This window comes from Streptomyces sp. NPDC001858, from assembly GCF_053594615.1.
In genome coordinates, this window is record NZ_JBSFEV010000003.1 from 221,866 (window position 1) to 235,259 (window position 13,394).

General features: G+C 70.8%; 23 protein-coding genes. 1 reads left to right on the plus strand and 22 read right to left on the minus strand.

Features of this window, described 5'->3' with window-relative positions; translation table 11 throughout:
* Window positions 1-7 precede the first annotated feature (7 nt).
* The 3 genes from ACWCPF_RS05635 to ACWCPF_RS05645 all read right to left on the minus strand — a co-directional run bounded on the left by ACWCPF_RS05635 (window position 8) and on the right by ACWCPF_RS05645 (window position 2,413).
* Window positions 8-1,642 (minus strand): hypothetical protein, encoded by a 1,635-nt coding sequence (locus ACWCPF_RS05635; RefSeq protein ID WP_451043663.1) that lies wholly within the window; start codon window positions 1,640-1,642, stop codon window positions 8-10.
* Window positions 1,626-2,102, minus strand: a complete 477-nt coding sequence (locus ACWCPF_RS05640) for a hypothetical protein (RefSeq protein ID WP_451043664.1) — start codon at window positions 2,100-2,102, stop codon at window positions 1,626-1,628. Before ACWCPF_RS05640 ends, ACWCPF_RS05635 begins: the two co-directional genes overlap by 17 nt.
* Before the next feature lie 164 nt (window positions 2,103-2,266).
* Window positions 2,267-2,413: an HNH endonuclease signature motif containing protein gene (locus ACWCPF_RS05645; protein WP_451043665.1), complete on the minus strand. Its 147-nt coding sequence runs from the start codon at window positions 2,411-2,413 to the stop codon at window positions 2,267-2,269.
* A gap of 294 nt (window positions 2,414-2,707) precedes the next feature.
* Between ACWCPF_RS05645 and ACWCPF_RS05650 the strand changes: the two genes are divergently transcribed.
* Window positions 2,708-2,905 (plus strand): hypothetical protein, encoded by a 198-nt coding sequence (locus ACWCPF_RS05650; protein ID WP_451043666.1) that lies wholly within the window; start codon window positions 2,708-2,710, stop codon window positions 2,903-2,905.
* A 120-nt stretch (window positions 2,906-3,025) separates the two neighbouring features.
* Here ACWCPF_RS05650 and ACWCPF_RS05655 read toward each other — a convergent pair whose 3' ends face one another.
* The 19 genes from ACWCPF_RS05655 to ACWCPF_RS05745 form a co-directional block, all read right to left on the minus strand.
* The gene (locus ACWCPF_RS05655) at window positions 3,026-3,226 is read right to left on the minus strand and encodes a hypothetical protein (RefSeq protein ID WP_451043667.1); all 201 of its coding nucleotides are present in this window, start codon (window positions 3,224-3,226) and stop codon (window positions 3,026-3,028) included.
* A gap of 839 nt (window positions 3,227-4,065) precedes the next feature.
* Window positions 4,066-4,413 carry a hypothetical protein gene (locus ACWCPF_RS05660; RefSeq protein ID WP_451043668.1) on the minus strand — a complete coding sequence of 116 codons (348 nt, stop codon included), beginning with the start codon at window positions 4,411-4,413 and terminating at the stop codon, window positions 4,066-4,068.
* Window positions 4,413-4,925 (minus strand): hypothetical protein, encoded by a 513-nt coding sequence (locus tag ACWCPF_RS05665; protein ID WP_451043669.1) that lies wholly within the window; start codon window positions 4,923-4,925, stop codon window positions 4,413-4,415. The genes ACWCPF_RS05660 and ACWCPF_RS05665 overlap by 1 nt, the downstream gene beginning before the upstream one ends.
* 12 nt (window positions 4,926-4,937) lie before the next feature.
* Window positions 4,938-5,084, minus strand: coding sequence for a hypothetical protein (locus tag ACWCPF_RS05670; protein ID WP_451043670.1), 147 nt, complete (start codon window positions 5,082-5,084; stop codon window positions 4,938-4,940).
* Complete coding sequence (locus tag ACWCPF_RS05675; RefSeq protein WP_451043671.1) at window positions 5,081-5,845, minus strand: hypothetical protein; 765 nt, start codon at window positions 5,843-5,845, stop codon at window positions 5,081-5,083. The genes ACWCPF_RS05670 and ACWCPF_RS05675 overlap by 4 nt, the downstream gene beginning before the upstream one ends.
* Complete coding sequence (locus ACWCPF_RS05680) at window positions 5,842-6,222, minus strand: DUF6907 domain-containing protein (protein ID WP_451043672.1); 381 nt, start codon at window positions 6,220-6,222, stop codon at window positions 5,842-5,844. Before ACWCPF_RS05680 ends, ACWCPF_RS05675 begins: the two co-directional genes overlap by 4 nt.
* Complete coding sequence (locus ACWCPF_RS05685) at window positions 6,219-6,737, minus strand: hypothetical protein (RefSeq protein WP_451043673.1); 519 nt, start codon at window positions 6,735-6,737, stop codon at window positions 6,219-6,221. Before ACWCPF_RS05685 ends, ACWCPF_RS05680 begins: the two co-directional genes overlap by 4 nt.
* Complete coding sequence (locus ACWCPF_RS05690) at window positions 6,734-7,126, minus strand: RNA polymerase sigma factor (RefSeq protein ID WP_451043674.1); 393 nt, start codon at window positions 7,124-7,126, stop codon at window positions 6,734-6,736. Before ACWCPF_RS05690 ends, ACWCPF_RS05685 begins: the two co-directional genes overlap by 4 nt.
* The gene (locus ACWCPF_RS05695) at window positions 7,123-7,284 is read right to left on the minus strand and encodes a hypothetical protein (RefSeq protein WP_451043675.1); all 162 of its coding nucleotides are present in this window, start codon (window positions 7,282-7,284) and stop codon (window positions 7,123-7,125) included. The genes ACWCPF_RS05690 and ACWCPF_RS05695 overlap by 4 nt, the downstream gene beginning before the upstream one ends.
* A 103-nt stretch (window positions 7,285-7,387) precedes the next feature.
* A complete protein-coding gene (locus ACWCPF_RS05700) occupies window positions 7,388-7,630 on the minus strand; it encodes a hypothetical protein (RefSeq protein ID WP_451043676.1) in 243 nt (80 codons plus the stop codon).
* Between the two features lie 41 nt (window positions 7,631-7,671).
* Complete coding sequence (locus ACWCPF_RS05705) at window positions 7,672-8,286, minus strand: hypothetical protein (RefSeq protein ID WP_451043677.1); 615 nt, start codon at window positions 8,284-8,286, stop codon at window positions 7,672-7,674.
* Window positions 8,283-8,450, minus strand: a complete 168-nt coding sequence (locus ACWCPF_RS05710) for a hypothetical protein (RefSeq protein WP_451043678.1) — start codon at window positions 8,448-8,450, stop codon at window positions 8,283-8,285. Before ACWCPF_RS05710 ends, ACWCPF_RS05705 begins: the two co-directional genes overlap by 4 nt.
* A 9-nt stretch (window positions 8,451-8,459) precedes the next feature.
* A complete protein-coding gene (locus tag ACWCPF_RS05715) occupies window positions 8,460-8,996 on the minus strand; it encodes a single-stranded DNA-binding protein (RefSeq protein WP_451043679.1) in 537 nt (178 codons plus the stop codon).
* 109 nt (window positions 8,997-9,105) lie between these two features.
* Window positions 9,106-9,882, minus strand: a complete 777-nt coding sequence (locus ACWCPF_RS05720) for a ParB/Srx family N-terminal domain-containing protein (protein ID WP_451043680.1) — start codon at window positions 9,880-9,882, stop codon at window positions 9,106-9,108.
* The gene (locus ACWCPF_RS05725; protein WP_451043681.1) at window positions 9,879-10,088 is read right to left on the minus strand and encodes a hypothetical protein; all 210 of its coding nucleotides are present in this window, start codon (window positions 10,086-10,088) and stop codon (window positions 9,879-9,881) included. Before ACWCPF_RS05725 ends, ACWCPF_RS05720 begins: the two co-directional genes overlap by 4 nt.
* A complete protein-coding gene (locus ACWCPF_RS05730; protein WP_451043682.1) occupies window positions 10,085-10,330 on the minus strand; it encodes a hypothetical protein in 246 nt (81 codons plus the stop codon). Before ACWCPF_RS05730 ends, ACWCPF_RS05725 begins: the two co-directional genes overlap by 4 nt.
* 238 nt (window positions 10,331-10,568) lie before the next feature.
* On the minus strand, window positions 10,569-12,434 hold the full coding sequence (locus tag ACWCPF_RS05735) for a hypothetical protein (protein WP_451043683.1): 1,866 nt from the start codon (window positions 12,432-12,434) through the stop codon (window positions 10,569-10,571).
* Entirely contained in the window at window positions 12,431-13,057 is a 627-nt protein-coding gene (locus tag ACWCPF_RS05740) for a bifunctional DNA primase/polymerase (protein WP_451043684.1), read from the minus strand. Before ACWCPF_RS05740 ends, ACWCPF_RS05735 begins: the two co-directional genes overlap by 4 nt.
* On the minus strand, window positions 13,054-13,356 hold the full coding sequence (locus tag ACWCPF_RS05745) for a hypothetical protein (RefSeq protein ID WP_451043685.1): 303 nt from the start codon (window positions 13,354-13,356) through the stop codon (window positions 13,054-13,056). Before ACWCPF_RS05745 ends, ACWCPF_RS05740 begins: the two co-directional genes overlap by 4 nt.
* Window positions 13,357-13,394: the final 38 nt, after the last annotated feature.

The following is a 13,394-nucleotide window of genomic DNA, read 5'->3' on the forward strand; positions in this document are numbered from 1 at the left end:
GCCCTCCTCAACTGCCGTAGTAGTAGGACACTTCGCGCTCGGCCAGGCCCGCAGCGATGACGTCGCCGAGTGCCTCGTGGGCGAGGATGCTCGGGATCGTGGCGTCGATCTTCTGCGTGGGGCTCGCCTTGCGCAGCACGTACCGGTCCATCGGGCGGGCGGCCGCGCGCGTGTTCTCGATGTGCGACTGGGTGATCGGACAGCCGTCGTGCGTGAACGCGGCCCCCTCCGAGTTGCGCTTCAGCACGTCCGTGCGCAGCCGCTCGCACGCGGAGTGCATCTGCACGATGCGCCGCGTGTGCCAGCGGATGATCCGCTCTTCCCCGTACAGATCGACGAACTCATCGATCTCGGTCTCCCAGTACGGCGGATCGAAATAGCCGCGGACCACGTCGTACCGCCGCATCACCTGACTCACGGCCGCACGCACCTCGGCGCGCGGCACCTGCCCGCCGTAGTCAGCCGGGTTCCAGATGGTCGGCGCATCGTCCGGCCCGTACCGCGGCGTGAACTGGTAGCCGTCCATCGTCTCCGCGCGCAGCGCAGTCCAGTCGTCCACGTCCGAGCCGTCGAAGCCGAGCACGATCCGCGTCAGCGGACGGACCCGCCGCGGCTTCGCCTTCGCAGCCCACTTCGCCCCGTCCAGCCACGACGCCGAACCGGCCACGCACCGGTTGCCGAAGAACCGCTCGCCCTGCGCCGGGTCCTTCTCCATGATCTCCGCGGTCTCGGCCTCGATCGCGTCCAGGTCGACGTGCGACGAGCCCGCGTACACCACCGCGTGGATCTTCCGGCGGTCCCGCTTGTTGCTGTACGACAGGGACTTCGGAGCCTGAGGGTGGTACTTGAAGACGTCCTTCGCCTTGGCCTCGGACGTCGTCTGCGCGACCGAGTTCTCCGACGGGTCCCACGCGTTCGTCGTCTCCATCGACCGGCCGCCCATGCCGGCCGCGCCACGCCGCTGCGTCTCCGCGACCCGGCGCAGCTTGTTCGCCGTGGTGTACAGGCCGGTCTCGTCCTGCATCGCGAAGATGATCGGGTTGCCCAGGCGGGACAGCGCCGACGACGTGACGGTGTCGATCCGGCCGTCGTCCCCGACGCGGGTGAATTCCTCGCCGGCCGACATCATCTCGGCGAGCGGGCCCCGCTTCACCATCGCCTGCAACGGCCGGTACACGTTCGCGACCTGGTCCTCGGACGTCGCCGTCAACTGGATCAGCGGCGTCGGCCACGGCGTCCCCATCGGCTCGCCCGGCCGGTACTCGTACCACCAGCCGCAGCCGCAACCGTGATCCGAGCAGCGGTAGCGCTCGCCGCCGCGGGCCCACCCGTCGAAGACGACCGGGCCCGCGGCTTCGGCCAGGACGATGGTCGCCGACCACGGGCCCTTGCCGGTCTTCTGCGGAGCCACCACCTGCGAGCGCCGGTAGTGGAACGCGGGCGCCAGCTGCCCCACGCTCGCGCCCGGGCGGACGCGGTAGTGGTTGGCCGTGCACCACAGCTGCCACGGATACAGCTCAAGGTCCTCGCCCGCACGGAAGCCGTCCGGGACCGGGCAGTGCGCTTCGATCCAGTCGGGCACGATCCACAGGGTGGGGAAGTCGACGACGAACTCGGGCCCGGCGTCAGGCCCCTTCGCCACCGGACACGACCTTCAGCCGGTCACGTGCCGACGACCGAGGCACGGGCGCGGCCGCCGGAGCGGTCTCGGCCAGCTCCTCCACAGCCGGGGCGACCTTCCACCGGTTGCGGTTCATGCCCGCCACGCTCAGCCCGAGCGAGTCGAGGTAGCCACGCACCATCTTCTTCACGTCCACCCGGCCGTCAGCGCGCTCCGCCTCGGCCAGCGTCCGCACGAACAGCGCCACCTCCAACTCCTGGCCCATGTCCTCCCACGCGACGGCCTGCGGCTTGGCCCACATCTCATCCCACAGCACGGCCTCCCGGTCGGACGCCGTCGTCAGCGGCCACTCGGGCGCCGCCTCGCCGCGGCCCTCGGCCGGCAGAGTCCTCCATCCGCCCTTGTCCACGGACCTGCTGCTGCGCAGCGACCGGGGATCCGGCGCCGGTCCGGAGACCGCGCGAGCTCCACCACGGGGCATGTCGATCACTCCTTCAACGCGCTGCATTGCGCAGCACCATGCCGTCACCTTGCGTGACAGCGGGGACCCTCTGAACCCGTCGGACCAGGCAGCGCCCTCCCCCGCGCTGCTCCACCCCCGGCCGGCCGGGGGTCACCCCCCTGGGTCGGTGACCGGGAGTGATGTCAGAATCCCCAGGTTTCTGCTGCGGTTTTGCGGGAGTGGTGCCGCTTGCTCATGGCCTGCCAGTTGGTCGGGTCGAAGCCTCGCGGGCCGAGCGGTCCGAGGCCGTCGATGTGGTCAACCTCGGTGGCGAGGTCGCGCTGCAGCATGGGCAGGGCTGAGCAGTCGTGGCATTCGCACCAGGGATGGTCACGCAGGTACTCGGCGCTGGCCTTGCGCCAGTCCGAGTTGTATCCGCGTGTGTTGGGTGCTGGGCGTTGGGCTCTCGCCTCGGCCTGGCATGCGGGACAGCGCCCGGACGGGGTCAGCGTGGGACAGCCTGGGGTGGGGCAGACCTGCATGGCACGTCTCGACATGGCGCTTCCGTTCCGGCCCGTGATGTGCTGTCGCGCATGGTTGAGAAGAGGTGGGGCGACGAGTGGCGTCCCGGCATGAGGGTGCGCATGCTCGACACGCAGGCCGTGCCGCCAGTGCTGCGGGACGGCGTGATCAAGGACCGGTCTTGGGGGCGGGAGCGCCGGAAGCCCATCTGGCACTTCGAGGTCTTGTTCGATGGCGACACAGCGACACGTGTCTTCGGTCCTGGGCATATTGCCGTGGGGATCGAGAACGCCCAGAAGGAGGCCACGGATGGCGAGTAGGCCTGCGGACACGACGAAGCCCCGGCTGGAGGGACCGAGCCGGGGCTTCGTCGTGTGTCTGTGGTGCCGGTTGAGGGCACAGTTGTACACCCGGATCGTCACACGGCGGCTGACCTGCGGTCAAGCGGCCTGGCGGGCTTGGCGTTCGGCGAGGAGTGCGGCGACGTCTTCGGTGCGGTACCAGGGGTGCCGTTCGGTGCCTCCGGCTCGGCGGAGGCGGCCGCGGTAGACGAGGTTGCGGACGCCGCCAGGGGTGCTGCCGAGGGCGCGGGCGACGTCGATGGTGCCGTAGTAGCCGGGCGGGATGAGCGCGGTGGTCATGCGTCCATGATGCGCCGGGTCAAGGAGCTGGCGGGTTGCGGCTGGTGCCCTGTTCCGCCCGTCCGGCTGCCGCCGTGTGCTTCGCGGTGATGAGGGCGGCGACACCCGCACATGCGCCTCCCAGCGCCGTGACGGCGCCCGTAACTGCAGTGATTAGCTCCACTGCCCCCGTTTCCTTGTCTGAGGCGGCGACCTCGCCAGTGACCCCGTCGGAAGGGAGCCAGGGGAACTCTGAATCAGCTTCGGAAGGCGATGGCGGGCGACTGTTTTGTTCGCCGGTGTCCTCGCTTTCGTGAGGTGGTGCGGGGGGAGTTCCTTGCGTGCCGTCGCTGCTGTCGGGGGCGGGCGGCGCGGTTCTTTGCGCGTTGTCGCTGTCGTCGGGGGCCGGTGACAGTGTCGGGGTGCCACTCTCGGTTGAGGCTGATGGCGTCGGACGCTGGGTGGTGGTTGCGGGCGGCCTTGGAGAAGCCTCGACTGCCGGATGTGAATCCGAGTTCACCAGGGACGCTGACAGCAGGAGGCCGCCAACGGTGAGGCCAGCAGCAGAGATGATCGCCAGCCAGAAGGTGCGGCGTTTTCTTGGCTTCTCTGGAGTCATCGGTCAGTCCCTAGCTGGCCAAGCCTGTGGCGGCACTGGCTTCAGTGTCTGGGGTTCTGATGGCGACCGCGCGTTTTGATAGCCAGATCGGCTGGTTGACGACTCCATGCCCGGTGATGCGGGAGAGCCCCACCGCGGTGGGTGCGGTGGGGCTGGTCTCGGCGGGTTCAGTGGCCGCAGTTCTCGGTCCACCAGCCGCACTTGGCGCAGTAGGTGGGGACCAGTTCGAGGAGTCTGGTGATCACGTCTCGGTCACCTCCCCAGCGATGTGCACGTGGGTGTGTCCGGGGCGGTCGGGCAGCTCCACCTTGTAGATCGACATCCCCTTCTGGCCTGTGAGAGGGGTGACGCTGACGACTTCGTGACCTGCGCACTCGCGGCAGGAGGGGCGGTCCTCCCCCGGTGGGGGAGTGGCGGACGAATCGGACATGCGGCGGGCCGACCGGTACAGCGCGCCCCACCCGACGAGGACCACGGCGAGGATGCCCACCGCTTCGTCGATGGCGAAGGCGGCGCCCGCCGCGGTCGCGGCGAGGACGACCAGGACGCACCCGCCGGCCGCGCGGGACGGTTCTTCCTCGGCCGCCATCACAGGGCCGCGTACACGTGGTCGCCGAGCCAGTTCGCGGCGAGCGCGAGCGGCACCGCGGCGAACCCGGCCACGCCCGCCGATGTGCCGAGGGTGATGCCGCACCACGCGCCGCGCTTGAGCACGCCGGCCTCGCCGTCGCCCGCCTTCTTCACGGCCGCCACGAACCCCGCGGTGAGGATCAGGACCAGGCAGGCGCCGGGGCCGGACAGCGGCACGAACGTCGTCGCGGCCGCGAGCTGCCCGCCGCTCTCGCCGACGCCCCATACCAGGGCTGCGTCGCCGAGCCAGTTGGACAGGCCGAGGACGGCGCTGGACGCGGTGCCGATGAGGCCGCCGATGCCGAGGGTGGTGAGGCATCCGTAGCTCCAGGACAGGAGGAACGGGAGGAGCTTGGACGCGTGCTTGACGGGGTCCTTCATGAGGGCCTTGCGGCCGGGCCACCAGGTGACGGCCTGGTAGGTGAGGATCAGGAGACCGACGGTCACGCCGCCGGCGGTGATGTAGTTCATGAGCTTGGTCCTTCAGCGGAGGACGGCCGCGCCGAGCGCGGCGAGGGTGAGCACGAGGGCGACGGTCCCGGTGATGCGGGGGACGTCGTGGAGCGCGATGGCGCATAGCCCGAGGAGGGCGAGGAGGGCGGTGCCGGCGAAGAACGCGGCGAGGATCACGCCCGGGTCAGCTCGCTCTGGATGCGCTGTGCGCGTGGCTGGCCGATGGAGTACGTATCCCGCAGGGAGCGGATCGAGGGTGCGCGGCCCTTGGCGAGCAGCTGCTCGAAGTCCTCGCGGGCTCGCACGGTGAGCTCGTCCTGGCGTCCGTCGGCGCGCTCGTATCCGGGCGGCAGCGGGGGTGTATCCGCCGTATCCGTGGACGCGTCCGGAGCGGGTGTGTCGTCGTCGGTGCGCTCGTGTTCGTCCTGCTCAGGCCCGGGATACACCTCGGGGTACGCGGTGATACGCGGGAACTGTTCGAGGCTGGCGAACGGGCCGAGGACGGGCATCGCCGGGGCCTGCTCGACGGGCTCGGGGGCGTGTGCATCCCGGTGTACCTCTACGGGCGGGTACGCCTCGGATACGGCGGATACGGTCGGCTCGTCGACGGGCTCGGGGTGCTGCTCGCTGAGCCGGTGTACCCGCCAGAGGACGAGCGGGGCGATTGCCGAGACGCCGACCACAAGGGGTACGGATACGGGCAGCAGGCCGACCTCGACGAGGTGCGACGCGGCGTTCACCGCGATCAGGGTGAGGACGACCGTGAACACGTCGCGGCGGGCGCGGAGTGCGGCGAGGGCGTAGACGTCGAGGGCGGCGGGGACGCCGGCGGCGACGTACTGGCCGAAGCCGCATGCGACGGCGAGGTTGTACTCGGCGGAGGCGAGGACGACGAGGACCGCGGCGAGCGCGGCCCACAGCAGCGGATCGCGCTTCACTGGTCGCCTCCGTCGAGGATCACAGCGAGGCGGTCGCCGAGGTCGCGGAGCCGGTCGGAGTAGCTGTCGAGGGCGGCGGCGAGGCTGTAGAGGTCGGTCGGGTCGAGCGTCCTGTCGAGGGGGTGGATGGAGACGCCGGGGGTGCGGCCGCCGAGGCGCGGCAGGCTGGTGCTGGCGTAGGGGGAGGCGACGAGCTCGGCGGTGAACACCTCGATGCCGAGGAAGGTGCACTCCACGGCCGGCCCGCAGTGCATGAGGTCGATGAGGCCGGCCTCGGGGTCGTGGTGGGCATGCCCCACGCACCAGGTCGGGCACGGGATGGTGACGTCGCCGCGATCGGCGGTGGTGAGCGTGATCATGCGGGGCTCGGTACTCACCGGTCACCTCGCTCGACCCAGGGGTAGGGGCGGGTGCCGGCGGCGGCCTTGAAGACGCGGATGGCGGCGGCCTCGGGGGAGGTGCCGAGGGCGTAGACGCGTCCGCCGTCGAGGGAGGCGAGGAGCCGGGCGGCGTGGTGTTCACAGCCGTGGGCGCCCGCGTTGCCGCGGTCGAGGACGGTCACAACGACCGGACCGCCGCACGGGGTGGGGTCCTCGGGATGCGCGGCCGGGCAGCGGGGTGCGGCGCCTTCCTTAATGTTCGTGACACGAACTTTGTTGCTCTCTGTGACTTCCTGCGATCGCAGGAAGTCGCTGGTCGGCTCGGCGTCAAGGGCGCGCAGCAGGATCCGGAGGGACTCGGAGAGCGCGCCGTGCGCCTGGGCGTATCCGAACTCGTCGAAGCCGCTGCTGTCGCCGTAGGCGGCGAGCATCTTCTGTGCGGTGCGGACCGCGGCCTGGAGCTCGCCGTTGCTGGCGTCGAGAGCGGCCAGGCTGGAGCAGGGCTTGTTCACTGGCCACCGCCGATCCTGGCCGTGGCGAAGCCGGTGCGCACGGGCTCGTAGGCGCCGGACGCGGAAGGCGTGAGGTTGGAGTTCGCGAACGACCAATGCCCGGTGTCGACGGGCGTCTCGGCGGTGTTCTTCTTGACGCGGTAGTGCTGGCCGACGGTGCGGCGGGCGACGGTCGCGAGCCAGGCGTACATCTGGCCGTCCGTCGTCGCCTTGCACTTGTGGAGGTCGAGCCAGGCGCGGAAGAAGGCGTCGGCGGTGAGGTCCTCAGCGAGGGCGAGGTTCGCGTCACGCACCTCGTGCTGGACGAGGCGGGTGATGCGGGGCTGGAACTGGGCGTAGATCGCGGTGAAGCGCTCGTTGAGCTGCTGCGCGGGGGTGTTGATGGTCATCGGGCGCCCGCCTTGCGGATGCTGCCGGTGACGCCGGCCGGGGTGGCGCGCACGGTGATGGTGCGGCCGGCCTCGCGGCGGATGAATCCGGCGGCGATGAGGCGGCGGGCGGGGCTGATCTGCGCGCATGCGGGCGCGCTAAGGTTTTGCTGGTCCATGCGACGAGGTCCGATCTCGTTCGTGTGGGCTAGAGGGTCGGACGGCGCGCGCGCCTCCTCGGTGCTCCAACACCGTGGAGAGCTGCTGTCCGGCCCTCGTTGTTTATTTGGTTGTCGTGGCGTCCGTGCTGGACGCGGTTTTGCGGTCCTGCTTCTTGAGCGCCTTGTCGACGGCGTTCCAGCTCCGGCCGAGATCGCGGGCGACCTCGGCGACGGAGCCGAGTTCCTTTACGCCGTCGCGTAGGGCTGCGGCGCGTCGTGTGGCGGATTCGGAGGCGAGGGTGCGCAGCTGCTCCAACAGCTGTTCTTCCTCGTGGACCCGTTCCCGCCAGGGCTTGGCGTCCATTGAGAGAACCGTATCCCACCCCGGGGTGGGATACAAGCGGATCACGCCGACGCCTTCGGCTGGTAGTGCCGCAGCAGCAGGAGATCCTGCTCCGTCCGGTACTCCGTCCGGCACCACCGGCAGCGCACGACGTTGCCCGGCCCTCGGGACAGCACAGCGCCGCACACCGTGCCCCGGTCGTCGGTCACCGCGATGCACCGCCCTTCCCGCGGCCGGGCCGGCTCCGCGCCGAGGGACCGCAACTCCGCCTCCAGGTCGCGCACCTCGCGCGCCAGGTCGCCGGTCGCCGGATAGCTCGCAACGATCCAGTCCAGTTCCATGCCGAGCCACCGGCAGTCCGCAGCCAGCCCGGCCGGGGGCGGCGCCGAGCGCTCGGGCCAACGCTCACGCTGAACGTCGACGCGCCACGAGTGCATCACCTGGGCCGCCCGGTTGGCCCGCATCAGGTCGAGGACGCCCTCGTTGATGGGCGACCTGGGGCCGGAGCCCCGCCCGGTGACGGCCTCGGTGATCCCGGCGGCGGCGGGCACCAGGTGCATGACGAGCTCGTCGTCGAGCGCGGGCAGCTGGAGCAGGCGCACGGCGAGTTCCACCGTGTGCCGCTCGCACAGGTACCGGCCGCCGGCTTCCTCCCCGCACAGCTCGCACGCGCTCACGCCTCGGCCCTCTTGCGTGCGGCATCGAGCATGGCCTCGGCGGCGCGTGCGGCCTTGCGGTCGCGGCGGTCGTCGAGGATCCCGAACGCGAGCTGGAGGAGCAGCATCAGGTCCATGCCGATGGCGACGCCGATGGCGAGGAGCTGGATCTCGTGGTCGGTCATGTCGATCTCCTAGAAAGGGGGCTCATCGGAGTACCCGGCGCCCTGCGCGGCGGGCTGCTGCTGGCCGCCACCCCAGCCGCCGTTCTGCGGCTGGCCGTTGGCGGGCTGGGCCGTGGACCACGGGTCAGGTGTCACATTTCCCTGGCCGGGTGTTACACCTGCCTGCCGCTGCCCGCCGCCCGCCGGGTTCTTCGTCACCTTCGCGGTGGCCCGGGCGAGGGTCGGCCCGACCTCGTCGACGTCCAGCTCGTACACCGTGCGCTTGACGCCCTGGCCGTCCTCGTAGGACCGCTGCTTCAACCGGCCCTGGACGATGACGCGGACGCCCTTGGTGAGGGACTCGGCGACGTTCTCGGCGGCCTGCCGCCACGCCGAGCAGGTGAGGAACAGGGCGTCGCCGTCGCGCCACTCGCTGGTCTGCTTGTCGTAGACGCGCGGGGTGGAGGCGATGCGGAACTTGGCGACGGCCGCGCCGGCCGGGGTGAAGCGGAGCTCGGGGTCGTCGACCAGATTTCCTACGACGGTGATGACGGTCTCGCCGGCCATGGCGGACTCCTTCGGGTTCGGCGACAGGCCTCCTTGAAGGAGGTCAGTCGCGGGATGCTTGGCGGGAGGCCGGGCCCGATAACCGCGGGCCCGGCCGGTTGCGTGCGGGTCAAGGACGCGCAGGGTGCTCGATGCTGGCCTGGAGGTCGACGAGCGCCATGGTCCGTTCCACGGTGCTGGCGTGACTGCGGACCACGTTCAGCGACCAGATCACGTCCAGGACCATCCGCTCGGTGTAGTGGGGACCGAGGACGGTGAACTTGGGCTCGACTCCAGCGGCCTCGCACGCCCGGTACCGGATGCGGCCGTCGACCATGGTCTTCCGGTCATGGGTGAGGACGATCGGATGCAGGAGGCCGATGGCCTTGATGCTGTCCACGATCGACGCGAACAGCTCGTCGTCGGCCCACGGAAACAGGGCCAGGAACGGGTGTACGCGGTAGAAGCCGATGTGCTCCTCCACCGGCTTCGCTGCACGCTGCGGCTTGGGGGGCTGCCGCTGCTCATACGTCTCGCGCACGGCGGCCGCGGTGGGCTTGCCCTCGGTGCGCTCGACGGTCTCCGCCCACACCGCCGCCCGCTCTGGTTCGGGCACCCGGGAGAGCGCGCGGGCCTGTCCCTCATTGGCGGGTGCGGGCGTCTCGGTGTCCGCAATTGCGGACACGACCGCGCTCGCGCTCATGAGCTCGTAGGCGCGCGTCCGGCTCATGTTCCACCGCTGCTGGGCGTACTCCTCGAAGGTGCCGTAGTCGGCTCGGTAGAGCTTGCGGTCGCGGATGTCGGCGAGCGCCATGCCGACCTCGTAGAAGGTCTGGATGCCGCGTTCGATGACGGCTTCGTGCTCGGTGAGCGCGTTGCTCTCGGAGGCGGTCAGGATGTCGGTCACTGGGTGGCCCTTTCGTCGTCGTGGTCCTGGTCGTCCTCGGCGTCCTGGTGCTGCTCGGCGTCGGCGAGGTTGCGGAGCTTGGCGGCGTGCCGGAAGGCGAGGCCGCGTTGCCGGGCGGCGGCGAGGGCTGCGCGCCGGCGTTTGGCGGCTTCGGCGCGGGCTCGGGCGGCGGCGATCTTCTCGGCCACGATGTCGTCGACGTTCACGCCTCGGCCCGCCCCGGGTCGTGCGACGGCCGGTAGACGACGCGGCGGTTGCAGTGCTTGAACGAGTCCTCGGTGAGGACGAGGGGCGGGTAGCCGGGGCCGGCGTCGACGAACGGCAGCAGGATGTCGTCGCCGTCCTTGTCGGTCGCGGCTTTCCAGGCGAGAACGGGGTCGAGGCTGGTCTCGCCGTCCTCGGTCTCTTCGACGTACCAGCCGGCCGTGGCGGGGATGAAGTCGGGCATCAGATCTCCTTGGGGGGGGAACAGGGGGGAACAGGTTTCTCCCCCCCTCGCGCTTTCTGGGTCGCGCGCTATGCGAGTCGAGAAGTTATTGATCTTGATCTTCTATTTGTGCAGCTCAGGCGATTGGTTGCGCGTGCAATAGTTGCGGGATGGAACGAGATCCGTCACCGAGTGAGGGAGAGAGGGGGGAGAAAGCCGTTCCCCCCTGCCGCTGTTCCCCCCCCTCGTTCCCCCCTCCTCACGACGGGGGAACCGGGCCCGGAGCGAACCGTCCATCCGCCTCGATCAGCCACTCGCGGAGCAACGCGTAGGAGTAGGCGTCCGGCAGGAGACGCTTCTCCTTGCCAGCCGCCCGCTCCCGCAGTGCCGAGCGGGGCAACGGCCCCTTCGCGTGCACGTGGGCCGAGATCCGAAGCGCGAGCTTCTCGGTGGCCCGATCCGTCCGCCTCTCCTCCGCCAGCTGCTTCGCGTGGTCGACGCGAACCTCCTCCTCGATGCGGGAGACGGTGCGCCGCTCCTGCTCCTGGCGGCGCTGCGCCACGCTGTAGGCGAGGATCGCGTCACGCGTGGCGCACGAGGATTCCCAGAGCATCAGGGCCAACTGCCAGTCCTCGACGTTCACGTGCTGCCGCCCGTCGAGGATGGCCAGGAGCGAGGCGAGCTTCACCCGCATGACCGGGGCCTGGGAGTCGAACTGGTTCAGCTCGGATGGGTTGACCAGCCCGCGGACCTTGGCCAGGTCCGCGGCCCGCAGCTCGGCCTTGATGGACTCGTCGAAGGAGACGAGGACGAAGCGGCTCGCCTCGTCGCCGGGCGGTGCGGCGGCCGCGTCCCGCCAAGCGCGGAGCTCGCCGGGCCACTCCGGTTGCACGTCGGGGATCGACGGGTCGATGACCTGCACCCACACGAACCGCTGCGGCGTGCCCTCGGCGACCTCCTCGAACAGCGGGGCCACGGTCTCCGGCTGGAAACCGACGAGCAGGCCGAGGCTGTACGAGCCGCTGGGGATGTACCGGCTGGTGTCCTTCGAGGCGTTGGTCTGCCCGAGGGTCTGGCCGACGGCTGCGCTGCGGAGCGTCTCGCCGAGGGTGGAGCCGGACCGTTCCTTCATCAGCCGGGTGATCGTGGCGCCCTCGTCGACGTAGAAGAACGCGTTGTGCCGCACCTGCTTGCGGACGTTAACCGTGACCGGCGTCTCGGTCCCGCCCCTGCCCTTCCGCACCTCGCCGGTCTCCTCCTCGACGATGCCCATGTACACCTCGGCGAGGCCTTCGCCGGAGCCGAGCGGCAGGCCGTCTCGGAAGTCCAGCTCGGGCGGCGCGGGCAGCAGCCGGTCGGCGACCTCGACGCCGGTCGACTTGCCGATGCCGGACGGGCCGATGATCCCGCCGAACAGGTTCAGCGAGGCGTACCCGGCGATACCGGTATCCGCGCGGATGCGGTGCGACACCAGGGACGAGAGCCGGGTGAGGACAGACAGGACGGCGACGTCGCCGGACCGGCTGCGGGAGTGCCCGGCCTGGCGGATGTGCCGCAGCTGGGGGCGGGCCGCGTAGAACTCCTCGGGGATCAGCCCGGGCACCCGGGCTGCGCCCTGCCCGCCAGGCTGTTCGGCGTCGGCGTCGTCGAAGCCCTCGTCGTCGACGGGCAACTCGTTCTCGAGGTCGCTCCAGTCGATACCCTGCGCGTCGATCAGGGCACGGAAGTCCGCGGCCTCGTCGGCGCGGGACACCGGGGGCCACGGATGGCGGGGGCTCCCGGCGCCGGCGCGCAGCCCCGAGTCGATGCTCGGCCGGGCCCGGCCCTCGGGGTGGTTGCCCGCACGCGCGGCCGACAGCAGTGCCTCGCGGGCCTCGCCCTCGGAGAGCGCGCCCGCGCCGACGAGCGTGCCCACGTTGAACGCGGCCCGGTTGATCGTGTTGTTCTGGTCGCCGTCCGGGGCGCTGACGATCAGATCGCACTCGTCTTGCAGCGCCTTGCGGGTGTACGCGTCCAGGCGCTCGGACTGCACGGTGAACGAGCCCGTGCCGCGGGGCTGGCCGCCGCCGTGGAGCTTGGCCAGCGCCGCGTCTACGCCCTCCTGGATCGCGTCGGAGGCGGTCACGCTGCCGCCCTCCGCGCCTGCGGCGTGAGCACGGCGGGCCAGCCCGCACCAGGCTGGAGGAACCGGCCGTGCCCGGACCACCGGTACTTCCCTCCGCTGCTGTGCAGAGACGGGGCGAGCAGGATGTAGCCGTTGTGCTTGACGTCGAGCCCGGGGCCGAGCGTGCCGGGCAGGGAGACGGAGGGCGTGCGGTAGACGATGTGCAGTCCGCCGCCTCCGGTGAGCTGCATGACGGTGCCGGGCAGGCAGCCGATGCGCTTCTCCAAGACGGACAGGGACAGGTGCCCGCCGTTCCGGGGGTCGACGTCCAGGACGGCCCACCCGTTCAACGCGCAGGGCGCGCCGATGTTCGCGTCAGGCTGCTCGGCCCACCACTGCCTGACGAGGTCGACGTCGGTGGTCGCCGCGTGGAACCCGTGGCAGGTGCGTGCGGTGCAGCGACACTCCTCGGGGCGGTGCTCGATGTAGAACGGGTTGGGCCGCTTCTCCGTCGGCGGCCTGCACCGGGCGCAGTTGGCGAACGGGGCCTTGTCCGGCCGGACGCGGAACACGCGGATGCCCGCGGTCGCGTAGGCGACTGCCGCACTCGGCAGGTCGGCCGGAACGTTGAGGAGGGCTGTCACTGGTCCACCCCCGGGAAGTAGTAGGAGCCGGTCGGCCGGCCGACGCACCGCGACCGCCGGGGGCAGACGCGCGGCGCCGAGGCGAGGCCGGCGGGGTGGACGTGCTGGTGGTCGCAGAACGGGCAGTCCACGACGAGCAGCGTGCGCGGCTCGTCGTCCGCGAACTGGGTGTCGCGGTAGGCGACGAGGCGGGCCGCGGCGGCGGCCATGCCGAGCTGGACCGGGGGCGGCTGGATGTTCGCCTGGTCCTGCTTGGTGTCCTCCCCGAAGAGCGGGAGGACGGTGGTCGTGCTGTTCACGAACGGTGCTCTCTTCTACGAGCGGGGCCAGTGAGGTT